This is a genomic window from Bdellovibrio bacteriovorus str. Tiberius, from assembly GCF_000317895.1.
In the GTDB taxonomy this organism is placed as follows: domain Bacteria; phylum Bdellovibrionota; class Bdellovibrionia; order Bdellovibrionales; family Bdellovibrionaceae; genus Bdellovibrio; species Bdellovibrio bacteriovorus_F.
In genome coordinates this window covers 3,367,790-3,394,657 of sequence record NC_019567.1, presented here as the reverse complement: position 1 = coordinate 3,394,657, position 26,868 = coordinate 3,367,790, and the positions used below count along the sequence as shown (strand labels likewise).

At 51.3% G+C, this 26,868-nt stretch carries 20 protein-coding genes; 8 read left to right on the top strand and 12 right to left on the bottom strand.

What is annotated here, in order from left to right:
• Positions 1 to 2: 2 nt before the first annotated feature.
• The 9 genes from BDT_RS16010 to BDT_RS15970 form a co-directional block, all read right to left on the bottom strand.
• Positions 3 to 764, bottom strand: coding sequence for an RsmE family RNA methyltransferase (locus BDT_RS16010; RefSeq protein WP_041577969.1), 762 nt, complete (start codon positions 762 to 764; stop codon positions 3 to 5).
• Complete coding sequence (locus BDT_RS16005; protein WP_015092283.1) at positions 761 to 1,660, bottom strand: 50S ribosomal protein L11 methyltransferase; 900 nt, start codon at positions 1,658 to 1,660, stop codon at positions 761 to 763. Before BDT_RS16005 ends, BDT_RS16010 begins: the two co-directional genes overlap by 4 nt.
• Entirely contained in the window at positions 1,653 to 2,291 is a 639-nt protein-coding gene (locus tag BDT_RS16000) for a hypothetical protein (protein ID WP_015092282.1), read from the bottom strand. The genes BDT_RS16005 and BDT_RS16000 overlap by 8 nt, the downstream gene beginning before the upstream one ends.
• A gap of 86 nt (positions 2,292 to 2,377) precedes the next feature.
• On the bottom strand, positions 2,378 to 2,617 hold the full coding sequence (locus BDT_RS15995) for a hypothetical protein (protein ID WP_015092281.1): 240 nt from the start codon (positions 2,615 to 2,617) through the stop codon (positions 2,378 to 2,380).
• A 73-nt stretch (positions 2,618 to 2,690) separates the two neighbouring features.
• Positions 2,691 to 6,746 (bottom strand): tail fiber domain-containing protein, encoded by a 4,056-nt coding sequence (locus BDT_RS15990; protein ID WP_080602433.1) that lies wholly within the window; start codon positions 6,744 to 6,746, stop codon positions 2,691 to 2,693.
• 72 nt (positions 6,747 to 6,818) lie between these two features.
• Positions 6,819 to 11,426, bottom strand: coding sequence for a tail fiber domain-containing protein (locus BDT_RS15985; protein ID WP_041577967.1), 4,608 nt, complete (start codon positions 11,424 to 11,426; stop codon positions 6,819 to 6,821).
• Positions 11,427 to 11,544: 118 nt separating this feature from the next.
• Positions 11,545 to 12,435 (bottom strand): EamA family transporter, encoded by an 891-nt coding sequence (locus BDT_RS15980; RefSeq protein ID WP_015092278.1) that lies wholly within the window; start codon positions 12,433 to 12,435, stop codon positions 11,545 to 11,547.
• A gap of 12 nt (positions 12,436 to 12,447) precedes the next feature.
• Complete coding sequence (locus BDT_RS15975; RefSeq protein ID WP_015092277.1) at positions 12,448 to 13,332, bottom strand: pseudouridine synthase; 885 nt, start codon at positions 13,330 to 13,332, stop codon at positions 12,448 to 12,450.
• Complete coding sequence (locus BDT_RS15970) at positions 13,287 to 14,336, bottom strand: hypothetical protein (RefSeq protein ID WP_015092276.1); 1,050 nt, start codon at positions 14,334 to 14,336, stop codon at positions 13,287 to 13,289. The genes BDT_RS15975 and BDT_RS15970 overlap by 46 nt, the downstream gene beginning before the upstream one ends.
• Before the next feature lie 110 nt (positions 14,337 to 14,446).
• On the opposite strand from BDT_RS15970, the gene BDT_RS15965 reads away from it, so the two are divergent.
• The 4 genes from BDT_RS15965 to BDT_RS15950 all read left to right on the top strand — a co-directional run bounded on the left by BDT_RS15965 (position 14,447) and on the right by BDT_RS15950 (position 18,567).
• Positions 14,447 to 14,950, top strand: a complete 504-nt coding sequence (locus BDT_RS15965) for a hypothetical protein (RefSeq protein WP_235046161.1) — start codon at positions 14,447 to 14,449, stop codon at positions 14,948 to 14,950.
• Positions 14,951 to 15,172: 222 nt separating this feature from the next.
• Entirely contained in the window at positions 15,173 to 16,282 is a 1,110-nt protein-coding gene (locus BDT_RS15960; protein WP_015092274.1) for a VWA domain-containing protein, read from the top strand.
• A 68-nt stretch (positions 16,283 to 16,350) separates the two neighbouring features.
• On the top strand, positions 16,351 to 17,094 hold the full coding sequence (locus BDT_RS15955; RefSeq protein ID WP_015092273.1) for a DUF5020 family protein: 744 nt from the start codon (positions 16,351 to 16,353) through the stop codon (positions 17,092 to 17,094).
• Positions 17,095 to 17,106: 12 nt separating this feature from the next.
• Positions 17,107 to 18,567, top strand: coding sequence for a methyl-accepting chemotaxis protein (locus BDT_RS15950; RefSeq protein ID WP_015092272.1), 1,461 nt, complete (start codon positions 17,107 to 17,109; stop codon positions 18,565 to 18,567).
• On the opposite strand, the gene BDT_RS15945 is transcribed toward BDT_RS15950, so the two are convergent.
• Positions 18,568 to 20,370 carry a protein-disulfide reductase DsbD family protein gene (locus tag BDT_RS15945; protein ID WP_015092271.1) on the bottom strand — a complete coding sequence of 601 codons (1,803 nt, stop codon included), beginning with the start codon at positions 20,368 to 20,370 and terminating at the stop codon, positions 18,568 to 18,570.
• 103 nt (positions 20,371 to 20,473) lie between these two features.
• Between BDT_RS15945 and motA the strand changes: the two genes are divergently transcribed.
• Both motA and BDT_RS15935 read left to right on the top strand, forming a co-directional pair.
• A complete protein-coding gene (gene motA / locus BDT_RS15940; RefSeq protein ID WP_041578389.1) occupies positions 20,474 to 21,340 on the top strand; it encodes a flagellar motor stator protein MotA in 867 nt (288 codons plus the stop codon).
• A gap of 59 nt (positions 21,341 to 21,399) precedes the next feature.
• Positions 21,400 to 22,356 (top strand): flagellar motor protein MotB, encoded by a 957-nt coding sequence (locus BDT_RS15935; RefSeq protein WP_015092269.1) that lies wholly within the window; start codon positions 21,400 to 21,402, stop codon positions 22,354 to 22,356.
• Here BDT_RS15935 and BDT_RS15930 read toward each other — a convergent pair.
• Complete coding sequence (locus tag BDT_RS15930; protein WP_051026328.1) at positions 22,328 to 23,011, bottom strand: TorF family putative porin; 684 nt, start codon at positions 23,009 to 23,011, stop codon at positions 22,328 to 22,330. The two genes, BDT_RS15935 and BDT_RS15930, sit on opposite strands and share 29 nt — an antisense overlap.
• A 109-nt stretch (positions 23,012 to 23,120) precedes the next feature.
• On the opposite strand from BDT_RS15930, the gene BDT_RS15925 reads away from it, so the two are divergent.
• Positions 23,121 to 23,951 carry an exonuclease domain-containing protein gene (locus BDT_RS15925; protein ID WP_015092267.1) on the top strand — a complete coding sequence of 277 codons (831 nt, stop codon included), beginning with the start codon at positions 23,121 to 23,123 and terminating at the stop codon, positions 23,949 to 23,951.
• 113 nt (positions 23,952 to 24,064) lie between these two features.
• Here the strand turns inward: BDT_RS15925 and hflX are convergent, their stop codons facing one another.
• Complete coding sequence (gene hflX, locus BDT_RS15920; RefSeq protein WP_015092266.1) at positions 24,065 to 25,525, bottom strand: GTPase HflX; 1,461 nt, start codon at positions 25,523 to 25,525, stop codon at positions 24,065 to 24,067.
• 274 nt (positions 25,526 to 25,799) lie between these two features.
• Here hflX and BDT_RS15915 point away from each other — a divergent pair, with 274 nt between their 5' ends.
• Positions 25,800 to 26,855, top strand: a complete 1,056-nt coding sequence (locus BDT_RS15915; protein ID WP_015092265.1) for an extracellular solute-binding protein — start codon at positions 25,800 to 25,802, stop codon at positions 26,853 to 26,855.
• The last annotated feature ends 13 nt before the right edge of the window (positions 26,856 to 26,868 follow it).

The window sequence follows — 26,868 nt, the reverse complement described above, 5'->3', positions numbered from 1 at the left end:
AATCAACACATCAGATCAAAGTCATACTTTAGGACGGAGACCAAGGTCATGCAAGCCGTTTCAACTCGCAGAACTTGGGGCCCCAGAGTGACTGGATGAAGGCCTAGTTTTTGGAATTCTTCGACCTCACGGTGAGAGAACCCACCTTCGCTGCCTACGATAATCCAGACATCTTTGATCCCAGCGGGGTGGTCGGCTTTAGCCTTGGTGACGTATTCCTTGATGCTTAGAGTCGACGGACCCTCATAAGCAAATAGACCCACGCCAGACCCATTTCGGTTAATCAAATCCGAGATCTTTTCAAATGGGATGGCAGGGTGGACCTTCATTAGGTCGCCGCGGCCACTTTGCTGGGTGGCGGATTTAACGATCTTGTCCCAGCGGTCGGTTTTGTTGTCAGAAAGCTTTTCGCCTTTTCTTAAGAAGCTGAACTCAGAAAAGAACGGATGAATGCTGGTCACGCCCATTTCCACAGCTTTTTCCATGATGGCGTCCATCACCGGAAAGCGCGATAGCGACAGCACCAGGTGCAGGTGCGGTTCTTTCAAAGCGGGTATGATTCGCTCTTCCAGAACGCGGGCCGTGGCGTTCTTTTTGGTCACGTGAGTGACTTCAACAAAGTACGCCTTGCTGTCTTCAGTCAGCACTTCGAATTTGGAACCAATATCCTGGCGGCAGACATCGAAGATGTGATGAAAGACGTCGCCGGTGAAGTTCACCTGATCCTGGAACAGGTCCTTTTTTTCGATCCAGTAGCGTCTCATGACTGAACCCAGTATCCAACCCATTCGTCTTTTTCAATTCGACGAACCACGGTCAGGCCGGAGTTTTCCATGAACTTTTCAAAGAAGTGATTGTCACGCTCTTCCAGAATCCCGGTCAGCAGCATGTGGCCGCCTGGTTTCAGTACACGCAGCAGATCTTTTTTGATGTTGATCAGAACCCCATCGATGATGTTGGCAACAACCACGTCATATTGATCACGGATGTCTTCGATTTGCGTTTCTGGAATATCAATTTGCGGAAGCTTGTTCAGCTTCACGTTTTCACGCGCCACACGGCGGGCTTCCGGATCAATCTCGATACCCGCAACCAAGCCCATGCCGGACATCTGTGCCAGCATCGCAAGGATCGCCGTACCCGTGCCCACATCGAGCATCGCCCAGTTCGCAAGATCGCCTTTATATTTTTCAGAAAGCTTGTGGATGAAGAACGCCATCATCTGAGTGGTGGCGTGAGTGCCGGTGCCGAAGGCCATGCCCGGATCAATGTAAATCGGGTGCTTGCATTCTTCAGGAGGCGTCAGCCAGGATGGAACAACCCAGAAGTCGCCCACCAGTTTGAAAGGCTTGAAGCCTTTTTTCCATTCTTCCAGCCAGTCTTTGGTTTCTTCTTCAAAGATATTCCAGCGGATGCCGTCGTTGATTTCGGACAGTCCATCAAAGAATGTGTTGTCCGGTTTTTCAGTGAAGAACACGTCCATTTCGTGGGCGCGCACATGAAGAATTTTGGGATCGTAAGTCAGATCAGGCTGCGAAAACGACAAAGCCTCGGTGACGCCGGAAGCGCCACATTCAAAGCAGTGGGTGGTGATGATATCTTCAAGTTCAGCAGGAACCTGGCTTAGGCGGATTCGGAAGTAGGAATTTGTGTCACTCATTCCGAGTGGTGTTATCAGAAACCACCGAATTATCAAGTCTTTCCGCTGTTTGGGGAGGGGTCAAAGCCAGGGCCGCCGGAGCTGTATTTACCGCAGGAACCACCTGGGTGGGGTTTGCAGAAACTACAGGGTTTTGGGCGGTCAAAGCGGGGGTGGTGACCGTGGTCACGGCCGTTACCACAACCTCGGTGGCAGGGGGCATTTCGGCCTCTGCGACCTTCTTTTTGGCTTTGGGTTTGGAGTTGTCAATAAAGGACCCGCCCAGGTCGATGCGGTCACCGGTCATGATGCCGATTTGTTCCAGCATTGGCAGTTCATCGCGGGAAAGTAGGGTGAATTCGCGGGCCACGGCCACGCGGTCATAAATGGCGATAATTTTCAGCTGGCCCACGGGAACCAGGATTTCCCCAACAGCGTTGGCGCCACTGGCATCGCGGATGTTGATCTTGCGAACGGCGGTGACCACCAGATTCTTTTTTAACCCGGAACCGGGTCCGGCATTGATGTAGAAGTCTTTATAGATGGTGTCGGTTTCAGACAGCGTGATATTGCGGCGGACATCCACCACGGACATATCAGCCGCGTGGGATGGAGTCGTGAATCCGAAAAGTATCGCCAATAAGAACATCATAAGAAAACCCTTCCATGGTTTGTCTGATTCCTTTATCGGCTGTCTTATTTTGAAACTTAAATCCACTGGACCAAAGAAGTGCCTGGTTAGTTGGAAACGATGGCGCCCTGAACCGAACTGTACACCTTGTAGGTGTCATCCGCGGTCTTCTGTTCGATACCGGACATGTAGTTACCCACAGTGCTTTGCACGTGATAAGTCACACCGCCACCAGTGGCCGTGCCTGTTTGCGTGGAGCCGGACACCAAACCTGTGGTCTTTGCCGGATCCTGGAATTTGATTGGTGGAGGAGCAACTTCAGCAAGCTGCTCCAGAGATGCTTCCATAGAACATCCCGTGGCGAGTATTAGTAGTGAAGCTATAACGATCCTTTTCACGCAATACCTCAGTGTTACTGTCTTATCGGCTTGAAGCCGGCAGACGTTGAGTGTTCTCATTCTGAGACTTGATATATTTCATTAGATCTTCATTCTGCTTGAGCAGAAGCTCATTTTGCTTTTGTAAGGCGGTCATCTGCGTTTCCAGATTGGAAATCCGCTCGTCATGATTCGTGAGGACCGCTTTGAACTTGTGGTAAAGCTCCTGCACCGCACTTGTGATCGGTGCGATCATGTTGATGTAAGAAACGGCTTTGATGCCTTTTTTGTTTTCGTCCACCACGTGTGGGTAAACTTTTTCAAGCTCTTGTGCGATGAAGCCCATCTGCAGGCGAGGGTCCGCATTCGGGTCTTTCCAGTGATAGGACGACGGTTTCAGCTGCAGGATTTTATCCAGACTGCCATCCAGAACGTGGATGTCTTTTTTCAGACGAATATCAGAAGCGCCGTTCACAGTTCCTGCCGTGGTCAGGTTTCCTACCGCCGACAAAGTCATCTTGGCGCTGACGCTGCCACCATTTTTGGTGAGGAAATCAATCTGTCCACCTTCCATCTCATTGGCAACGTTCATGTTGGTGCTGCCAGCAGCGGGTGTACCGAAGTAACCCGTGCGAGTGGTAGGGGAAGCTGTGCGCGCATAGAACTGAATGTAAGTGTGATCGATTCCACCAGGCTTAAGCGATAGTACACCACCACCCGTGGAAGCCGTTTCACCGACAACAAAATATCCGGTGTCACTTAAGGACATCAAAAGGCCGCCGGAACCCAGGTTGCCTTTGTAGAAGTTCAGACGACGGTTGGTGGCGTACTCATTCACGATATGGAAGTTGTTGCTTGATGTCGCGTCGTTACCCATCTGGAAGGAAGAATAAGCCGCGTTGCCAGCGCCACTGCTTCCGATGTGTACGTTGGCCAGTGGCGTGGTGGCGGTGTTAAATCCAGTAGCGCCGGCGAAATAGTTTCTGGCTCCGGTATTCTGTTGATAGATGCCGTAGCGATTGGTGACAGTGCCACCGGTGCTTGGGTTTTGCAGAAAGAGGTCGTACATATTTGTGACCGTTCCGGACTGCAAGTGAGGAACGATGCGAATACCAAAGGCGTCCGTGGTCGCAGGGGCATTGCCCACGACATAATTTTCATGACCATAGACGAATTGCCCGGAAGTCAGGTTTGAAACTGTTCCCGCATCCACGTTCCCCGCATAGCGGTTGCGTGTGGCATTGGCGTGGAAGGCTTCATTCTGACTTGTTACAGTCACACCCGACGGCACGTTAGGAACAACGATACTGACCAGAGCATGTGTCGACATGGTTGAATTGGCAGCAGGACTGAAGCGCTGGTAAGCACCCGAAGCCACATAGTTGCCGGTTGTTTCAGTATGATTGCGCAAGGTAGCATTTAAAGCTTCGGTTGTGATAACGCTGAAGTTGGCCGGGAACGGAGTCAGATCACCGACCACCACGCCCCCTTTGACCTGGAAGTTCGTTGCCGGTGCATTGGTGTTAATACCCACTTTACCGTCGGCTTTGATGGTCATCCACTTGTTCACACCCATCATATCGGTGAAGTGCAAGTCAGCGGATGTCGTATTTGTAAAGTCAGTACCTGATTCGATATAGTTGGCACCACTCTGGGAAAGAATGCGCAGTGTGGCCGGAGTTCCTGATTTATCCTGAATGCGCAGATCCACGGCACCGGTGTTGGACAGATGCAGATTCCCTGTCGGAGCGGTTTCATTCACGCCGACTTTGCCAGTGGCAAGAATAGTCATGCGGGGATTGGCATCTGTTTCAAATGTCAAAGACTGCGCATCGTTTGTGCCCAGAACCGCGGCGGCGCCGAAGCTGTTGCCGCCATTGGCAAAAATGCCTGAAGAAGAATAAGTCGTACAACCCATCACGCCAGACGCATTGAAGGTCAGCATCTGACCAGTGCCACAAGTAAACGGAATCACCGCAGAGCCTGTGCCATTGGAAACCAGCAGGCGGTCTCCAGTCAGGGACGTCACGCCCGTACCACCACTCGCCACCGGGACGGTGCTAAGTGAAATCACCGGAGTTGTTGTTCCGGTGGCAACCTGAATCGGAGCCGTTCCGGAAACACTTGTGACGGTTCCGGCGTTTGGTGTGGCCCATTTTACACCTGCAGCAACAGCACTGTCGGCAGTCAGCACCTGACCGTTCGTACCCACGGGCAGACGGATGTTGTTCGAGCCATCACGAACCAGCACGTCACCTTTGGTTGTCAAAGGAGACAGTGCATTGAATGCACCTAAAGCTGTTGTTGCTCCGGTACCGCCATTTGCAATGGGCAAAGTGCCGGTGATATCTGAAGTCAGATTGATAGCCGCGCCACTGGAAGCCGCCGTCAATCGGCCTTGAGCATCCACCGTGATCGATGCTCGAGTGTAAGAACCCGCTGCTACGGACGTATTGGCCAGAGCAATGGTGCCGGTCGCAGTGATCGGACCGCCGGTTAAACCCGTGCCGGTTGCGATGTTGGTGACAGTGCCGCCGGAAGAGGTATCAGTATCATTCGCACATTCCCAGCGGGAATTGGCATTGATCCATTTCAATACCTGGCCATCAGTACAAGCAGTGTTGTTCGGACGATAAACAAAGTACTTGCCCGCACCGTTACCCACGTCTCCCACATCTAAATTCACAGCACCTGTGCGACCAGCAACGGTTGTTACCGGGAAGGCGATAGCAGCGTTGCTCGCTGCGGTTAAGCGACCTTGAGCATCGACCGTAAATGTAGCAACTTGTGTGGTTGAGCCATAGACAGCCGGAGTGACTGCTGTGTTGGCCAAAGAAATTGTACCGGTGGATGTGATCGGACCGCCCGAAAGGCCCGTGCCCGTTGCAATGTTTGTAACGGTACCGCCAGAGTTGGCGTCATTGTCAGCTGCTGGCGCGAATTTGGTGCCGTCATATTTCAGCACCTGGCCAGTAACCAGACCCGTGGTGTCCACCGCGATGCCTTTGATTTTATTCACGGCCACAGCGCCGATGGTGCCACTGACATCACCCGCAACAGAGACGTTGATGGATTGACAGTTAAAGCCCGACACCGCATTCCAGTACATGGTTTGGTGAGCCGCGCAGTTGGCGTTGGCGACAGCTGTATTGAAATCAGCTTGGGTCATATAGTTGTTCAAAGTGGCCGTCAGGCCATTCACATCTCCGGTGCCGATTTGTGCCGACAGCCATTGAGTGCCGTTGAATTTCAGAAAGTGACCGTTCGTCGGAGCAGTGGCAGAAATCGCCACGCCCTGAATTTTTGCAACTGATGGATTTGGATAAGTGCCACCCAGATCACCGGCAGCGGCGCCTGTTGGAACGCGGGCATCACTAAAGCGTGCATCATTCCCGGCAGCAACCTGATTGGCGTTTTGTCCGACATTCAAAGTCAGCTGCGGAGTGGTCGTGCCATTGGTGATAGTGATGTAGGAGTTGGCAGATGTGACATCAGAAACAGTTCCACCATTGGCGCCGGAAACACCAGCGCAGCTTAGTGTCGTGCCATTCCAGCTTAGGAAGGTGCCAGCCGCGCAAGTTGGCAAACCGGCTTTTTGCAGGAAGTCCTCTTCGGTTTTGGTGCCAAGTTTTTCTGACGACAAAGCATAAGCCGCGTAAGGAACCGTGCGGATTTCATTGGAAGGCGAGATGATCTTCCAGCCCGAACCATCGTGGAATTGCACTTTAAGCAGGCGTGTGTCGCCAGCTTGTGCGGGATAAGTAGAACCGCCAAAGCAGTTGTGAACTTTCGAGTTGTTGAAAGATTCAAGCAAAGTAAACAGGGGGTCGGCAGGGAAAAGTTTTGTGCCGGAGCCAATCGGCACATCAAACACACCGGCCGAGTTCACCATGTTCACGCCGTCTTTTTGTTCGCGATAGATCACGCAACTGCCGTTGGGATTGGTGATTTCAAAAAGGAAACTGACGTTGTTGTATTCCAAGGCATGGCCATCGGATTTCAGAATGCGACCCTGATAGGTCAAAGAGTTGGGCGAAGCCAACACAGATATGCTCGTAAGCAATGAGAGAATTGCAATCAGATACGTTCCGTTTCTCATGCACTTCTTATCGGCTTTTTAACAGGAATACCTGAGGTAAATCCCTGAATCTCTTCAGGGATTTAATGAATATTACTTCTTTTTCTGACAGACCTTGGCTTTAGGATTGACCTCGCAAATCGCTTCACGAAGCTCCTGGTTCTCTTGTTTCAAAGAGGCGATTTCACGCTTCTGGGCCTGAACTTCGGCCTTAACGCCGGATACAGACTTATACAGCTCTTTAAAGGCTTCAATCATCGGACCGATCAGTTTAGTATAGGCGACTGCACGGAAGCCTTTCTCATCTTTGTCGACGGCTTCGGGGAATACACGTTCGACGTCCTGGGCGATCACACCCATGTCTTTTTTCTCAATAAGATCCAGATCCGGTCTGACATCGTGGCGCCAGTTGAAGGTCACACCACGCAAGGAAAGGATCTTCTGTAAAGAATCCGGCACAACCTGGATGTCGGTCTTCAAACGCGCATCGGACAAGTTTTCCCAGGCCGCAGTACCGCCGGAAGTTCCGTTCACAAAGAATTTGCGCGAACCTGAGTTGCCGCCAATATAGACGTTGCCGGCAGCGGTGACCGTGATGGCGTCACTGGAGGAAGTGGTTGGTCCCGGACGAATCCAGAAGTTACCACCATCAAGTCCCATGAAGAACTTTCCAGAGCTGTCCACTTCGTCAAAGCCAATATAAGGAGCGGTAGCATTTTTCAGAAGAAGTGGAGCCCCGCCGGTCGAGCCGGAGCTGACACCCATCGTGATCCACCCATTGCTGTAAATACGCATGCGCTCGGTCGGAGTATTGATGTTGCCAGTGCCCGTATGGGTCAGGAACGCCAAGTCGGCGGGAACTGCAGTGGATGTCCAAGTCGCTGAAGCGATACTTTGAATCTGCGAGCCAAGGCCAGTTGTTGTGGCATCGCCGTAACCGTTAAACAGAATGTTCCCTAAAGCATCGCCCGACTGAACAGCTGTTTTCGCTGAAGCCGTCCCACGGGATTTCATTAGTTGAACTCCGGGACCAGCTTGAACATCTTCATTGCGTTCGAATGCGCCCGAGGAATTGGTGTAGCTGTTACCTTGAACATGCAGTCTTACCGTCGGTGCCGTGGATCCGATACCCACAGAACCTGCGCTGGTGATGCGCATTCTTTCACCGGAAGATCCGTTGTTCAAAGTCGCAAATGACATGTAAGCGGATTTCGTTGTGGCAAAGTCAGCTTCAGCCACCCCGGCGATGGAAGCACCGCTTTGATAAGCAGCCCCATCATAACCACGCATGGACAGGAAGCCCAAAGAATCACCAGCCAGAACCGCAGCTTCGACGCCCGTGTTACTGCGCGCCTTGGTCAGAATGTAGGCGGGTTCGCCGGTGTTGCCGATGCTTTGTACATAAACGTCATCATTGCCGCCGCCCGTGCCTTTGACGTGAATGATTCTTTCCGGAGCCAAAGCATCACCCAGACCCAAGCCGCCCGGAACATAGAGCTTCAAATCCTGAGTCGAACGCCAGTCACCCTGAGCATTGGCATTTCCGATACCCACGGTGCTGTTTGCCGGATTGGCTACCGGCCCGATACCCCAGTAACCAGCGCTATTCCAGTTACCGACGAACTGCGCTTGTCCCAAAGTGTTGTGATAAGAACCCACGAACACGGCATTGTAGTTATTAGTGCCGTTCCATTCACCCACCTGGAAGCGGGCGCCTGGGCTTTCTGCGTCGATACCGACTTTGCCATCGTTGGTGATGCGCATGACTTCGGTGTTGTTGGTATCAAAGATAATGTGCGCGTTGGCGCCGTTAGTGACATATAAATCAGAAGTCGCCGTGTTGGCGTAGCCGAATGTGCCCAGCCAGGTTCCGTTGCGCAGGAAATCCAGCTCTACTTTACCCGCCGCCGGAGAATTCAAAATGAGCGCAGACTTGGTTGTTGAGGGAGCCATCACCGCCAGACCCGCATTTGTATCCGGGGATTGGCCAATACCGACATAACCCGCATTGGAAATTGTCATGCGTGTGACGTTGTTGGTTTCAAGCGCCAAAGAATAAGCGTCATTAGTGCCCAAGGTCGCATTCCCCGCCAAAGTGTTACCACCGTTGGCAAAGAAAGACGTCGAGGCAAAGTTCGTACAACCCATAACCCCGGAAGCATTAAAGGTCAGCATCTGCGCCGTGCCGCAAGTAAATGGAATCACCGCAGAGCCCGTGCCGTTGGAAACCAGCAGACGATCCGCCGTCAACGATGTTGCGCCCGTACCACCACTCGCCACCGGGACGGTGCTTAGTGAAATCACCGGAGTCGTTGTTCCCGTGGCAACCTGAATCGGAGCCGTACCAGTCACATTGGTTACAGTACCCACAGTCGGGGTGGCCCATTTCAATCCGGAAGTTTGAGATGAGTCCGCCGTCAGCACCTGACCGTTCGTGCCTGCGGGCAGGCGAACGTCGTTGGTGCCGTCATTACCAAGAACATCCCCTTTGGTTGTCAGAGGGGAAAGACCATTGAAGGCCGCAATTGCTGTTGTTGCGCCCGTGCCGCCATTTGCAATCGGCAAGGTGCCCGTCACATCAGAAGTCAGGTTGATAGCCGCGCCACTGGAAGCTGCGGTCAAACGACCTTGAGCATCCACCGTGATCGAAGCGCGAGTGTAAGAACCGGCAGTCACGGCCGTGTTGGCCAATGCAATCGTGCCAGTGGAAGTGATCGGACCACCAGTCAGACCTGTGCCAGTTGCGATATTGGTTACGGTACCACCGGAAGAAGTGTCGGTATCAGTACCGCACTCCCAACGATTATTTGCCGCAACCCATTTTAAAACCTGGCCATCAGTACAAGCTGTGTTGTTCGGACGATAGATAAAGTATTTGCCAGCGCCGTTTCCGAGATCCCCAACATCGATAGTGACGGCGCCCGTTCTGCCCGCAACGGTCGTCACCGGGAAGGCGATCGCCGCATTCGAAGCTGCTGTCAGACGCCCTTGAGCATCGACAGTGAATGTGCCCACCTGAGTGGTGGAACCATACGAAGCCGCGGTGACCGCGGTATTAGCCAAAGAGATCGTGCCCGTCGAAGTGATGGGACCACCGGAAAGACCCGTGCCGGTAGCGATGTTGGTGATGGTACCGCCGGAAGAAGTGTCTGTATCGTTCGCACACTCCCAACGAGAATTCGCATTGATCCATTTCAAAACCTGGCCATCGGTACAAGCCGTGTTGTTCGGGCGATAGGTCAGATATTTTCCGGCACCGCTTGTAATATCAGCGGCATCTAAAACGACAGCACCAGTTCTGCCCGCAACAGTCGTCACCGGGAAGGCAATCGCCGCATTCGAAGCCGCCGTCAGACGACCTTGAGCATCAACGGTGAAGGTGCCCACCTGAGTGGTGGAACCATATGAAGCCGCGGTGACCGCGGTATTAGCCAAAGAAATCGTACCCGTCGAAGTGATTGGACCGCCGGAAAGACCCGTGCCCGTTGCGATGTTTGTAACCGTACCGCCAGAGTTGGAATCATTATCCGCCGCCGGTGCCCATTTAGTTCCGTCGTACTTCAAAACCTGACCTGTGGTCAGGCCGGTAGTATCAACAGTCACGCCTTTGATTTTATTGACGGAAGACGCGCCGATTGTGCCGCCGACGTCACCCGCCAAAGACACATTGATTGCCTGACAAGAAAAGCCCGCTACGGCATTCCAGTACATGGTTTCATAAGCCGCACAGCCCGCATTGGCGACGGCTGCGCTGAACTCGGCGTCGGTCATATAAGAACTTAAAGTCGCAGAAAGGCCTGTGACATCACTTTGCGCAATCGCTGAAGGTGTCCAGGCAGTGCCATTGTATTTAAGGAAGTTCCCGCTGCCCGGAGCAGCATTGGAAACGGCTGTGCCCTGAAGTTTTGCCACAGTTGGATTTGGATAAGTGCCATCCAGGTCTCCGGCAGCAGTTCCTGTCGGGGTGCGAGCATCAGAGAAGCGGGCATCATTACCAGCTGCCACCGTGCCCGCCGTTGTGCCCACATTCAGGGTCAGCGCCGGGGTGGAAGTGCCATTGGCAATCGTAATATATGAATTGGAAGAAGTAACATCGGTAACCGTACCACCGTTGGCGCCACTGATCCCGGCACAGGTCATCGTTGTACCGTTCCAGGTCAGATAAGTTCCAGCCCCGCACGTCGGCAGACCGGCTTTAGCCAGGAAGTCAGTTTCAGTTTTGGTACCCAGGCGTTCTGCAGAATAAGAATAAGCAGAATAAGGCACCGAACGAATTTCATTGGCCGGAGAAATTACCTTCCATCCGGAACCGTCATGGAACTGCACTTTCAACAAACGCGCATCACCGGCCACCGCGCTGTAAGAGGCGCCGCCAGAACAGTCGTGGGAGCGAGCATTGTTAAAAGAATCAATCAAAGTGTAAAGAGGATCGGTCGGGAACATCTTCGTGCCAGAACCAATAGGCACGTCAAATACACCGCCGGAGTTCTGAAGATTCACACCGTTTTTTTGTTCGCGATAAAGCACGCAAGTGCCTGAAGGATTTGTGATTTCAAAAAGGAAGCTGACGTTGTTGTATTCCAAACCTTTGCCGTCAGAATTAACGATACGTCCTTGATATGTCAGAGAATTTGGAGCAGCCAAGGCCACTCCAGTCCAAAGGAATACGAGAATTAAGACAGTATACGTTCCGTTTCTCATGTATTTCTTATCGGCTTCTTAACAGTTTGCGAGAGTCCAAGTCCAGTTTGTTGCGGCCAACTAATGGAATTGTGATCTATCCAAGGATAAGCGTCTCAGTCTGAGGCAGCCGGGTGGTTTATTCAGAGACCGGACGGGAATATAGGGTGTTCGTCACCAAGGCAGCGCCAATGATTAAAGCGCCGACTATTTGAACTGGTGTCAGTCTTTCATGGAAAATCAAAGCCCCCATCAGGGCCGCAGTGATCGGCTCGATCATCATTAGCAAGGCCACTTCGGTGCTTTTCAGCTTTTGCAAGGCGGCCAGCTCCATGGTCAGGGGGATGATCGTGCAAACAAGGGCCAGGCCCAGAATGCTGGTGGCTTGAATATTCGAAAGGTTGCTGATCGCCGAATAGTGAGGATGATGGAAAACGGAAAGCGCCAGCGCACCGAACGTGATTACATACAGTGCGGAGGTGATAGGGCGAACATTTTTTTGCAGGCGCCCGGACAGTAAAACGTAGATCGCATAGCTGATGGCTGCGGCAAGACCTGCTGCCACGGCCCAGATATTTTTAACTTCTATATGGCCCCACAAAAGCATCACCAGGCCCGAGGAAGCCGCGACCAAACACAGAGCTTCCTTTCCGGATATCTTATCTTGAGTGAAGAAATGGGAAAAAATGTTCACCCAGAACGGATAGGTATAAAGCAGTAAAGCGGCGAGGGTGATGCTCAGCCCGTCGATGGCCATGAAATACATGGTCGAGAAAAACGCGTAGCCGAAAATCCCCAGCAGTGCCGCAATCACGGTCTGGCGCAAATTCAGTTTGACCCAGGAAGGTTTGAACAGCAGCAGGAAGATCCACAAAAGGACGGCCGCCAAAGCAAAGCGATAGGACAGAAGCTCTCCGACATTCATGCCGGATTCAAATGCCCAGGTGCCGAAGATCCCTAAAAAACCAAAACCCACGCTCGCTACAGAAATTTCCAAAGATCCGCGAAGACGTGGGTTCATGTTTTTCATAATGAAATGGCTTTAAAGTTTTTTACCGTTTTTGTACTTGCTTGGTTTCTTGGTGGTTTTCACTCTGGAAGCCGGTTTCGCGGTTTTCTTTTCAGAAGTCGCGCGGCCTTTGTAAGTGCGTTTTGTTTTTACCTCTTCCGGATCATCCGCAAGGAAGATGCGTTGAACCGCAGCTTCGTTAAGGTAAACCAGCTGGCCGGTTTTTACCGCACCCATGCGCAGACGACCGATCGCCACACGCTGAAGTCTCATCACATCGAAACCGATTTTTGCGAACATCTGACGGATCTGACGGTTTTTACCCTCAGTGATCACGATTTTGTACCATTCGTACTTTTCAGATTTGTTCTCGCCGGTTTTTTTGATCTTTTCAATGTGACGGGCAGACACTTTGCCACCAACGATGGAAACGCCTTTTTTAAGCTTTTCCAGCTGGAATGGTTCTGGTTTGCCGTTCAATTTCACAAGGTAAGTTTTGGTTACTTCAGCTTTAGGGTGCATGACCTTGTTGGCGAAATCACCATCGTTGGTCAAAAGCAGCATGCCTTCAGAATCCCAGTCCAGACGACCTACCGGGAACACGCGCACCGGAAGCTCCGTCAGATATTCTGCAACCGTTGGACGGTCGTGTGGATCATCCATGGTGGTCAGAACGCCGGTTGGTTTGTTCAGGATAGCATAGATCTTCTGGGACAGTGGCTTGCGCAGAGGCTTGCCATCAACAAGAATACGATCGCTTTGCGGATCAACTTTGATACCCAGCTCGTAAACGCGCTTACCGTTTACGGTCACAAGGCCCTCTTCGATCATGCGGTCTGCATGACGACGGGATGCCAGTCCACTGTCAGCAATTAGTTTATTAAGTCGAACTCTTTCAGAGGAGTTATTTTCAGACATTCTTCATCGGCCTCGGGTAATTGTTGAGTGATCAATATATCACCACTCAGGCCGGAAGAGGAGATATTCTTACGGTTGTACTCGGCGATGGCATGGCGGAGGTCGCGAGCCAGCAGAGTCATGAGCTTATCTCCCAAAAAGACGTTATCCACGGCGGTTTCAGCCTTGGAAAGCACGATAGAGGACCATTTCAAGGCCTCAGAATCACCCTGTTGGATTAAAGCGCAGGTTCTTTCAAGCTGGCTGACCAGGTCTTGATAGTAAGGATCGGTACGGCGGTCGACAAAGAACTGCTCCAGACGCTTGATCGGGAAAAGCAGGCGGGTTTGTTCCTGCAGCGGCTCGTTTTTCATTTCAAGCAGCTTTTGGAAAACATAACCACGCAACAGGGAGCCGGTGACCTTGTCCCCCACCACTCGGAACTGGGCCGTAATATACGGAGCCACCTCGATTTTGTGGGTGTGCTGCGAACTCAGTTCCAGGTCGGAGTTGTAGTAAAGAACCAGATCTTTGCGAAGAGGCTCCAAAAGACCGTCACGGATAGTGAATTTGCGGTCGAAAGTGCGCACTTCCAGGGATTTGTCTTCACGCAGAATGATGGCGACGGCTCTTTTGTTCTGATCCGGCAGGATACGGAACTTCTCACCTTCGGCGCACTGAGTCTTAAGATAAGAGCCCACCGCGTCAACAAGATCAGAGAAGTGCTCAATCTCAATCAGCTGAACTGATTGGGGGAAGCGGATCGGATTCAGGTCAAACTTCTGCTGGTAGAACCCGTTGAAATTCTCCAGCAAAAACTGAACTTCATGACCCAACTGCTGCTTATTGGACGCCCAGTGCGGGTAATCCATGCAGTAATTGAAGAACATTTCGATCAATTCAGGGGTCAAAACGTCATCGGGATGAGGGAAACCGCGCAGGAAATTGAAGAAAGACAAACGCGTCGGTGTATTCTGAGGATTCAGATCAGAAACAAACTTCAAAAGTTGTCCGACTTTAAGCATTTTTTTCTGTCTCCTTCCCTCGGGCCCTAAAGTATGAACATTTGAATTTTTAGTCCAGAGAAAATATAATGGAAAAGAAGAATTTTTTAAGTCCTATGGAGGGGCCCGATATGCATAAAGAATTGAATCCGGAATTGTTTGGGGAAAAGAAAGTGGCCAAGAACACCGCTATGGACAGCGTTTCTGCCGTGGGGACATCCCCGAACAGCTACCTGAATACAGACCGCCAGATTTTCGAAGTCAAAGCCCAGAACCAGGCCCTGGCCGACCAGCTGAACAAGGTCGTCGCCACTGTAAACGAACTGATAAAGACCTCCAACATCAAGTTTGAAAAGCAACACCACCTTTTGAACCGCCTGGAGCAAAGCCACAATGGGCTTGCGACTGAGGCCGGTCAGAAGATCACCCAGCTTTCCCAGCGTGTGAACGAACGCAAAAGCTTCGATCTGAAAGTTCAGGAGATGGTCGACCGCCATAACAACGTGATCAAAAGCTTTGAAGTGCGCATGAACCACCTGCAAAAACTTCTGGCTGAAAAAGAAGCGCAGATGATTTCCAGCCAGGCGGCTTTGAATGAAGCCAAAATGGAGATCGCGCGCCTGAAACGTCTGTAATCTGAGCTGACCGAAGTTTAGTCAGTGTCAGGTTCCACCGCTTTGGCGCTTTTGGCGTCTGGAAGTGGCTGAAACGACCGTCGAAATTCAGAATGAGACATTGTAAAACCCGGTGAACTTTAGACAGGTCACCGGGTTTCTTTTTGATTGAGTTGGATCTGGCGGTTGGAACAACCCTTGCCTTAGAAGTCTTCACGCAGTTGTTGTAACGGGGTGGGGATTATGAAAAAGCAATATCTTGTTCTGACCATGATCTTTTTAGCTTCCACATTTCTTTTCCAGAATTGTTCTCCGTCCGGAGTTCAATTTGAACAGACCCGTGAGCTGGCTTCTGTGACTGAACCTGAAGTGATCTCTTCCGAAGTTGTTGTCGACAACGAGGCCGAAGCTGAAGAGGCTGCACCTGAAATCAAAACCAAAACTTTCACAGCGGCTTCCAAAGAAAAAGTCGTTGATATGGTGTGGGTGATCGACAACTCAGCTTCCATGAAAGGTCAGGCGGATATCATTCGCAAGAACTTTGAAAAGTTCGCCCATCTGGTGGAAAACCAGGTGGATCTGCGTGTGGCGCTGATTTCCAAAAAAGACTCTTTTAATCTGAAGACCCATGTGTCTTTGCCTGAGACCATGAAAAACGGTCAGCAGGTGGATTTCCTGGTGCACAGTTATAATGCTTTGCTGGTGGCGGCGGTGGCCAGCTGTCCTGAAACTGCTGCGGATGCGTTCTGCAAAAAGGTTCTGGCAAACAGCAAGTACGATAAAGTGTATTCCTCCTTGAATGGATTCTTCCGTCCACAATCCCAGAAGGTGTTTGTGTTTGTGACGGATGATGATTCTTCGGCGGCCAAGAACACAACGGTTCAATATGAAGCTGCCAATCTGAGTGGTTATACCGGAACAATCAAAACACTGGTGGTGGATGAAGACTATATCACTGCCGCGACTTTCCAGGGTCGCATGGTGCGCGCTTTCGGCAAAAACGGTTCTTATAAGGTCTTTGGTTTTGTGGCGGGTGCGGACAGCAAGTGCAAGGCTCGCGTAAGTACTGTGTATAACTCTTTGATCTCCTCCGGCGGTGGTGTGGGCTTTAATGTTTGTGATGAAGACTGGACAGCAAGCTTCAGTCAGCTTTCAGAAAAAGTTGTCGACTATGCCAGCACCGAATATTCCCTGCAAAGTGAGAACGTTAAAAAGGTTCTTTCCGTTAAGCTGAATGGGAAAGCTCTGATTCCGGGCGTGGACTACACGGTGGCTGACGGGAAGGTTGCTTTGAACCCGACCTTGGTCAAGTCACTGGGGAATTATATCATCGACGTCACCTATACAGAATAGCCAGTACTTCGTAGGGAAATATGAATGCGAGTTGTTTATAGATACTTAGGTTGTCTAACCTAGGTGGAATGGCAAAAAACAAAATTCTATTTCATGTGCTCGCATTTGTATTAACGACATCTGTTTCTGCGGTCTCGGCTGCTGCTGACTGGTCACAAACCAATATTCAATTCCTGCATGGGAACGAATACAAAAAAGGCAACGACGACAGCTATTCCGCCACCGTCGTGACTTTTGAGCATTTAAGCTCCTGGGCCTATGGCTCTAATTTCTTCTTCTTCGATATCACCAGCCCCGATACCGAAAACAGCACCTCTTATTACGGAGAGTTTTCTCCAGCCCTAAGTCTGGGTAAGACCGGTGTCTTTACGCCGCCTGAAGGGGTGTTGAAGGACGTTCTGTTGCAATTGAATTTTGAGATCCCGCAAGGACCTGCGCGCCGGGTGAATCTGGGTGGGGTGACCTTTGAATGGAAAGATCTGTGGTTCGATTATCTGGGAACTCAGTTCCTGTATCGCGATGCCTTGGGCGTCGATGGGCACACCGGTCAGCTGACTGTGGTGTGGTTGAAGCGGTTTGGTGGCGAGGTCTTCCCGCTGGAGTTTTCCGGTTTCGTGGACTGGGCTGGCCAGGAAGGTCCATTGAAGGACAACATCCATACTCAGGCCAACTTCCTGTACGACTTCAATCGCCGCACGCAGAACAAAGTGCCGCTGAAGATCGGGATTGAATACAAATACTGGAACAACAAATACGGCATCGATGGTGTGGTTGAAAATGTGCCACAGGCCAAGCTTCTTTGGATCTTTTAATAAGGAACGTCTATGAATTTGAAAGCACAGTTTAAAGGTCTTCGTGGAAAACTTCTGGGTGTGGCGGTGTTGCCGCTGATTGCGCTGTCGGTGACGGCCTGGATCAGTTTTCAGGGTTTCAGTCAGATCGGGACCATGCTGAACGAATCTTATGCAGTGTATGTGCCGAATATCCGTCTGTTGGGGCAGCTGAATCTGAATCGCGCCAACATCGGCTATTTTACTTTTGCGGCTTTGGCGAATAAAGACGACATGAAGGGCCGCGAAAACTTTGTGGGGCTGCTGGACCGTTCGGTCGAGTCTTATACGGCCGCGATGGCTGAATATGAAAAGCAGAACTTCATCGAAGGCGAGGCCGAGGCTTTCCGTGCGATGAAGGACAACTATCCAAAGTATCTTGAATACACCAAACAGGTGCGCGAAGCCCTGCTGCGCGGAACGCCAGCGGACTTTGAATTTGTGGTAAGCCTTGTGGATAAAGGCGGACCTTGGCAGGTGTTGCAGATCCAGATCGATCACACCATCACGAAGATCTATGAAATGTACACGGCCATCAGTAAATCCAACAATGAACTGCAAAAGAAAGAGCGTTCTCAAAAAGCCTCTTTGATTGTGGGCGTGGCGCTGGGTTCTTCGCTGGTGTTGTTCCTGATCATGTTGTGGATTGCAAACCGTGTTTCCGGATCTGTGGGCCGGGTTGTTGGGGCGCTGACGGAAATCAGTCAGAATGTTTCAGGCGCCATTTCCCAGCTGTCGGTGGCAGGCCAGGCCTTGTCGACATCTTCCACGGAAGCCGCTGCCTCGCTGGAAGAAACCGTGGCTTCGTTGGAGGAAATGACTTCCATGGTTTCGCGCAACTCTGACAGTGCCAAACAAGCATCGTCGCTGGCGGATGGATCTTCCTCTGTAGCCAAAGAAGGGGAGCTTGAAATTAACAGCCTTATTGAATCCATGTCTCAGATTTCCCGCGATTCCAAAAAAATTGAAGAGATCATCCACGTTATTGACGACATCGCCTTTCAGACGAATCTGCTGGCACTGAATGCCGCAGTGGAAGCGGCCCGTGCCGGAGAGCAGGGGAAAGGGTTTGCGGTCGTGGCAGAAGCCGTGCGAGCTTTGGCGCAACGTTCAGCCACAGCAGCCAAAGAAATCAATGGTCTGATCAAGGAAAGTGTCGAGCGAACTGAAAAAGGCAGCGTGGTGGCGGACAATTCCGGCCAGGTGCTGACCCGAATTGTTTCTTCCGTTGAGCAGGTTGTGGTTTTGAATCGCGAGATCGCTCAAGCCAGCAGCGAGCAGTCACAAGGCATTTCCCAGATCAGCAAGGCCATGAATCAGCTGGATCAGGCATCACAAAGTAATGCGGCGTCGTCAGAAGAGATCGCTGCAACAGCCGGAGAGATCGAGCGTCGTGCCCACGAGCTGCAGCAGCAGGTTCAGATCCTGAGTTCAGAAGTTCTTGGGGCCAGCTAATTACTGGCGGCCCTTTTCCATTCTTTTTACGAATTCCGGAGCTTTTTCAAACTGAGTCAGAGTCAAAGCATCAATCCACACGCCGTGTGGGTTGATGAATACCACCGTCGGCAAGCCCTGGATGTGGTATTTCTTTTTCAGCTCGCGCAGTTCGGGTGAATCTTTCGTGGCATCATATTTTAGCAGAACATAGTTTTCAGCCATAGCGCGCACGCGAGGATCCGTGAACGTGTGTTCTTCCAGTTCGTGGCAGGCTGCGCACCAGTCCGCCCAGAAATCGATGATCACCGGTTTCTGATCTTTGGTGGCTTGGGCCAGGGCCGCTTCAGAATACGGCTGCCAGTTCAGTTTTTGAATTTGATTGATGCTTGCGCCACCAATCATTTGCCCGCGGATGTAAGGGCGCAGATCCAGTACCGCAATCACGGCATAACCAATACCCACCACCAGCAAGGCCTGCATCAGACCTTTTTGAATATGGCGAAGGGCGCTTTGGCCTTTCACTGGCAGGAAGGCTCCATAGATGCTGGCTAGAACAATCAGGCCTATAGCAAGGGCTCCGTCAAACCAACGCGTTGGTAACAGCAATTCCAGATAGTAATAGAACGCAGAAAGCATCAATGTTCCCAGGATGAATTTAAATGCATTCATCCACGGACCGGAACGAGGCAGGGAATTGGCCAGTTGATTGAACAGCCCCAGCACAATAAAAATCAATCCCAAGCCCAGCGCGTAAACAAACAGGTACAGGAAGCCCAGCATCTTGTTCTGCGTGGAGGCAACATAAGTCAAAATCGCCACCAGCACGGGACCGACACAAGGGCTTGCCACGATACCGGCAAACAGACCCGTCAGGTAAACACCGATGACACCTTGTTTTTTGGTTCCGCGTCCCAGCTTGTTGCGCAAGAAGGCTGGCACTTGCAGATCATAAAGGCCATACATGGACAGCGCCATCGCCAGGAAGATCACGCACACCACGGTCAGAACATAAGGATTCCCCAGGCTTGCTCCGAACAGTCCCCCGCTGGAAGCCGCGGCCAGTCCCAGCAGCGAATACGTTGTGGCAATGCCCAGAACATAGATGCAGCTGGTGAAGAAGTTTTGCAGTCTTGTTCTTTCGTTGGAATGATTGCCCAGAACTGCCAGCGTGATTGGAATCATCGGGAAGATGCACGGAGTGAAGCTGGTGAAGATCCCGGCAAAGAACACAAAGATCAAACCCGCGATCATGCTGCTTCCCAGATATTTCTGGAAGTTCGCGGTGTCAAAGAAGTCCGTCGGTGCAACCATTGGTTGCACGTCAGCCTCTTGAATCTGAGCTTCACCTTCCACCATGGTCACGACAATAGGAACTTCAATCAGTTTTGTCGTCGGGAACAGGCAGAACTGATCCGAACACGCCTGATAGGTGAGCTCCATTTTCATTTTGGTGTGCTTTTTTAAGAAACGGTGAGGCGCTTCAATATGTGCGGTGAGTGTTGCGGCTTTTTCCACTCCGCTGCGCATTTTTTTCGAGAACTTATCGTGCCATTGAATCAGCGGCTCAATCTTGAACGGCGCTACTTTGAAGCCATCTGGCTCCAGAATCACCACGCTGAATTTGTCTTCATACGCGTGATATCCTTCGGGGAGCGTCATTTTAATTTCGATATTGCCGCCCTGACCCGGGCTCCATTCGTAAGGCACGACTTTGGTGTCAGCAAGCAAGGGGTCCGTGTCATTGGGATCAGCAGCCCAAGACCTTGGACTTGCGATCAGGGAAAGCAGGATGGCTACAACGTAAAACAGGCTGATTCTCATGAGTTTCCTCTTAGTATCTCTCCGGACCATGGGCAAGTTTATTTGCGACTGACTCAATATTAACACAGTTCGGTCCGATAGAGAAACTGAGAGGTCATATCTTATGGGTTTTGTAGGTATATTAGTTGTATTCGTGATGGTGTTCGGCGGCTTCCTTATAGCCGGCGGTAACATGTCCGTGATCATCAAGGCGGCCCCTCTGGAGCTGATGATCATCGGGGGCGCGGCCCTCGGAGCGTACATTATCGCCAACCCGATGAAGGTTATCAAAGCCGGATTCAAAATGGCTATCAAAGCAATGACAGCAAAGGGTCCGCAAAAGCAGGATTATGTCGAGTTGTTGCAGATGATGTTCCAGTTGTTCCAGGCTTTCCGTAAAGAAGGTCCTCAAGGTATCGAGAAACACATCGAGGAACCTGATAAGAGTGACATCTTTAAAGCCTATCCAAGTTTCATGCACAACCATCACGCGGTTCACTTCCTGTGCGACACGATGAAAATCACCCTGTCCGCTGAAATGTCCCCGTATGATGTGGATGATCTGCTTGATGCCGACATCAAAGCCATTCACCACGAAGAACACATGGCGGTTCACGCCGTGCAGACAGTGGCCGACGGTTTCCCGGGTCTGGGGATCGTTGCCGCGGTTTTGGGTATCGTAAAAACGATGGCCCATTTGACCGACGGGGTTGAAAAGATCGGTGCCCTGGTTGCCTCCGCTCTGGTGGGTACGATGTTGGGGGTTTTCGGAGCTTACGGTCTGATTGGACCAACTGCGACGAAAATGGGTGCGGATATCGATGCTGAAGGACGTTACCTTGGTTGCATCAAAGCCGCGATGGTGGCTTTGCAAAGAGGTGCGCCTCCGATTGTATGTGTGGAGTACGCTCGTCGCTCTATCATGCCTGAAGAGCGTCCATCTTTTGACGAAGTCGACAAGGCTACCAAAGAGATTAAGAAAGCAGCTTAATCGGCTTGGCCGAGGATGTGAAGGGGGCATAGCCCCCGTAACTGGACTGGAAATAAACTATGGCAGAAAAAAAGCAAACGATCGTTATCAAAAAGATCATAGTTTCGGGCGGAGGTCACCACGGGGGTTCCTGGAAGGTGGCCTTGGCCGACTTTATGACGGCCTTGATGGCGTTCTTCCTGGTTATGTGGCTGGTGGGGCAATCTGAAGAAACCAAAAAAGCGGTTTCTGATTATTTCTCCACGCCTTCTGTTATTGAATACAACTTCCAGAACTTCGGTGCTGAAATCACTCTGGAAAAACTTTTCCTGGATATTCTGAATGAGCCGCTGAAGGCCTTCCAAAGTTTCATGGAACCGGCGGATAAAACTCCAAACCTGCTGGACATGGGTTCCACGAAAGTGGTGGCGGCTTATCTGGCGGATCAGATGACCGACGTGGCTAAGAATGTCACGGTCACTCCGGACGGATATGATTTTGATATTCCTGACTACATGCTGTTTGAACGTGGCACGTCCACGCCGAATGCAAACTTTGTGAAGGTCATGGACAAGATCAAGGGTATCACCACCGGTTTGAAAGATGCGGATATCAAGCTGACTTCAGGTTTGTTCATTCAGGCCGTTCCGGATGGCAGTGTGATGTCTGCGAACAAAGTCGCTTCCGAGCGCTTTGATATGGTTCGTGCCAAGATCATGGCCACACTTGAAAACAACACCGTGAATGTCACAGGTGGCATCAGTGTGAAGGAAAAACGCGGTGAAATCGATCCAGCCAAGCTGGTTGGTTTTATCCGGGTGAAGATCGCTCAGAAGGAAATCACTTCCGACGGTCACAAGCCGCGCAAGCTGGAAACCCTGTTTGGCCCGTCCCGTGTGGATATGTCTGTGTATGACAGCTTTGTGAATCAGATCAGCAACCGTAAAGAGGCCGAAAAGAAGGACCTGAAACAGCAAGTGGATCAGGACCTGAAAGAAGAGACGGGAATTACAGATCCGTCGATGCAGACAGAATAAAGAAATAGTCGCCAGCCCCGTCAAATTGGGAGCTTTCACTGGTCGCGGTGAGAGCTCCTTCAAAGAAGATCACACCCCATTTTGTTCCCAGCCCGGTTCGTGCATCAAAGTACGGATTGATCGTTTCAACGTCCGGCGTGTTGTAACCGATTTCGTTGTTCCATTTCCAGCCGCCGAAAACATCCATGATATTGCCAAAACCAAAACGCTCTGACTTTTCATGGGTCGCTTCCCAGTTGGAATTTGTGTCGTACATGATGCGCGACCTCCACAGATTCAGGTGCAGGCTGAGCAGATCCCCGTTATGGTCGCCACCGTTATAATACTGACTTTTGGTGTAACCGATTTCCATGGACGCGTTTTGTGAGAAATCCACTTTCACTTCCGCATTCATGCGCAGGTTGAAATGGTCATCGCCATGTTCATAGTTCGTGTTCGAGCCCCAGACTCCCAGGCGGAATTGAGATCCGAAGTTGAACCAGAACGATCCCTGCAAAGCCGGGGAATTGTCGGATTGGGAAAGCCCGTGTTCCACATAGTGTGAAAGCAGGCTCACATCACCGGACAACGCAAAGGTTGGAGACGTGCTGGCTTTGGCGGCGGTGGCCCCCAAAGTACTAATCAGAATAATGGTAAAAGCAATGTATCTTCGCATAGATAGTTCGCCTAATTGTGACCCAGTCTGCCGCGAAAAACAAAGTTTTCGCGCGGGCCTTGCACGGGGAACTGGACCAACAGCCCCAAGAAAGGTAGATTGGCCCGCTATGAATCTTGATTTACCACTGAATGAATACACTTATGTCGCCTTTGATACTGAAACCAGCGGAGCTTATCCGGTCGGGCATGACGTGGTCGAGTTTGGTGCCGTGAAGTGGTACAAGGGTGAAGAAGTCGGCCGTTTGCAGTTTTTGTTCAAGCCCCGCGAGCTGATGACTGATTTTATTATCGGCATTCACGGTATCACCAATGAAATGGTGGCGGATGCTCCGCTGATCACCGAAAAGATCCGCGAGATTCATGAGTTCTTCAAAGGGGCCATCGTAATGGCTCACCACGCACCATTCGATCTGGGGTTCATGGCTATTGATTTCGAGAAAAACCATCTGCCTTTGCTGCCGGAACCGGCTTTGTGCACAAGTCTTCTTTCCCGCAAATGGATTCACGGCGTGGAAAATCACAAACTGCAAACGCTGGTCAGACATCTGAACATTGACGGTGGTCAGGCGCACCGTGCTTATGACGATGCGAAAGCCTGCTTGCATGTGGGCCTGGCGTGTTTTGCCAAGATGCCGCCGGAAATGACCTTGGCCGGAGCCATCAAAAGCCAGGGGAAGAATCTGTGGTGGAAGGAATACTCTTTGGCGTCATTGAGTGCGCCACAGTTTAAATCCATCATCGAAGCGATTCAGACCAAAAAAGATATCGATATGGTTTATGAAGGTGGATCAGATCGTGGTTCCACCCGTCGTGTGACCCCGATTGGAATCGTCAGAAATCCAGACGGGGACTATCTGCAGGCGTTCTGCCATAAAGATCAGGCAGCAAAACGATACTATCTAAACAGAGTCAGCGACGCCCAAATCATCTGGATCTAAGGCGCACGCTGGATAATGAATTTGCAGCTGCGTTGCTCGTCGTCGGCGTACAGGGAGTACGCCTTCCTCCTTGCGCCTTGTGCAAATTCATTCTTCAGCGTGCTTGAGTTTGGTTATTCTTCGTCGATGTTCCAGCTTAGCTTTTTCTTTTTGCCTTTGCCTGGGGCCAGACCGAAGCGTTCTTTGATTTGCTCCAGGTCTTCTTTGCGAGCGCGAACTTTCAGCATCACGCCGTTGGCTTCATAGTTTTCTGAAAGCACGCGCATTTTTGCGCGGATATCACCGATGGCACCCTGAGTGGTGTACGGGATCAGAACGTCTTCTTCGACCATGGCATTTTCAAAGTGCTTCACAAGTTTCGTGTGCAAAGCTGCGATGTCGTCCGGATTCTTGGCCGACATGAAGTGCGCTTCCGGGAATTCCTTCGCCAGTTCCGCTTCTTCTTCCTGTGACAGGCGATCGCGCTTGTTGAAGATCAGCATGCTCGGGATGTCCTGAGCGCCCACTTCGGCCAATACCGTGCGGGTGACTTCCAGTTGTGAGCGGAAGGTCGGGTCAGAGCAGTCCACCGTATACAAAAGCAAAGAGGCATTTGCCGCTTCATCCAAAGTGGATTTGAAAGACGCCACCAGATCATGGGGAAGTTTTTTGATGAATCCAACAGTGTCGGACACAAGCATCTTGGGACGTGTTTCGGGATAAAGCACACGAACCGTGGTGTCCAGGGTTGCAAACAGTTTGTCGGCGATCAGTACGTCACTGCCGGTCAATGCACGCATCAAGGAAGACTTGCCCGCATTGGTGTAACCCACCAGTGCCACAGTCAGCTCTTGTTCGCGGCGGGAACGGCGCGTGTCCAGTTCCTGGGAAATGGAAGCCAGTTCCTGTTTCAGTTCTTTGATGCGGTCGCGGATCTTACGGCGATCCAGCTCGATGCTGGTTTCACCAGCCCCTTTACCGCCACCACCCTGACGGTCATCGCCAGCTGTGGATTCACGCATGCGCGGAGCTACATACGTCAAACGTGCAATTTCAACCTGCAGGCGGGCCGCGCGAGTGCGTGCGTGACGGCTGAAGATTTCAATGATCACGCCCGTGCGATCCAGAACCTGTGCGCCAGTGGCGCTTTCAAGATTGCGCAACTGGGACGGGGAAAGGTCACAGTCAATAACAACGACCTGAGCTTTTTCCTGAGGAGTCGTGTCACCGGTGGAGTCCATGTCCTCGGCACCCTCTTCGACCTCGAAAACTTCTTCGACGTCATCGCCGAACAGATCGTCTTCTTCTTCATCTTTTTTAAAGCGCAAAGCCGCTTTGTGTTTTTTCTTGGTGAAGTTCGGACTGATTTTGCCCGTGCCGCCGGTCCACTCGGCCAGTTCTTTCAGTTTGCCATCACCCAACACGGTGGCGGTTTTGGTAGAGCTGCGACGCTGGGACATTTGACCGACAACTTCATACCCAAGAGTGGTGACCAGACGGGAAAGTTCCGTCAAAGAACCCTTAAGTTCCTGATCTGAAGTGCGTTGAAGTTGGATACCGACAAGGACGGCTTTAAGAGGCGTGGTTTCGTTCATGGCGAACGGTATAACACAGGCCTTGGCAAAAGCCAGCGGGACCTGAAAAAAGTCTTTAAAATCGGGGGGATCGGTTCCCCGGAATGTAGCAAATACCCGCTCCGGTGGCGGCAGTTGCGGGGACTCTTCACTTTCGCCGCAAAGGGTAATTCCAAGGCGTTTTTCTTTAGCTTTTCATTACCGTCAATTAGGGCGCTTTTCTTGCCCGGGCAGGGGTCCTGGGATAGGTTGCACGGGTTTTAATAACACTGTCCTCGAAGAGAAAGGATCCATCATGTCTTCCAAAATGATGTTGTATGCCGGCTTGCTATTGGCCACTGTTTTTCAATCCGTTCCTGCTGTGGCCGCTGATAAGGTCACCAAAGAAGAAATCGTTGTTTACTCTGCCCGCAAAGAGGAATTGATCAAACCTATCTTTGATCAGTTCACCAAAGAAACCGGCATCGCCGTGAAATTCCTTTCTGACGATGCTCCGAAGCTGATTGCGCGTCTTGAATCTGAAGGTGCTTCCAGCCCGGCGGATATTCTGATCACAGTGGATGTTGCCAATCTGACTATCGCCAAAGACAAGGGCCTGTTCGCACCTGTGAAATCCACAGTGCTTGAAAAGAACGTTCCGGCGATCTATCGCGACAAGGACAACCAGTGGTTCGCCCTGAGCAAACGAGTGCGTGCGATTTTCTACAATAAAGAAAAAGTAAAACCAGAAGAGCTTTCCACATATGAAGACCTGGCAAGCCCGCGCTGGAAAGGTGAGATCCTGACTCGTTCGTCTTCTCACCCCTACAACCAGTCTCTGCTGGCGAACATCGTGTCTGTACACGGTGTGAAAGACGCCCAGAAATGGGCGGATGGTTTCGTGGCGAATCTGGCACGTCCTCCTCAAGGCGGGGACTCGGATCAGTTGAAAGCCGTTGCGGCAGGCGAAGCGAAACTTGCGGTGGCGAACAGCTACTATTTCGGTCGTATGATGGTGTCTGAACTTCCGGAAGACAAACTGGTTGCGCAAAAAGTGGGGATCTTCTTCCCGAATCAAAAAGCCGGTAAAGGGGATTTGACTGGCGCGCACGTGAACATCAGTGGTGGTGGTTTGCTTAAAAGCAGCAAGAACACTAAAAATGCCCAGAAGCTGCTTGAGTTCCTGACAGCGGATCACGCACAGAACATCTATGCAGCCGCCAACAAAGAATTCCCGGTGAATCCGGCGGTCAAAGCGGACGCTGTATTGGCAGCGTGGGGACCGTATAAAAATGAAGGCACTAATTTGTCTGTGTGGGCGAATCACAGCAAAGATGCGACTCGCATCGCTGACAAGGCCGGCTGGAAGTAATTGCCGGTGCTGA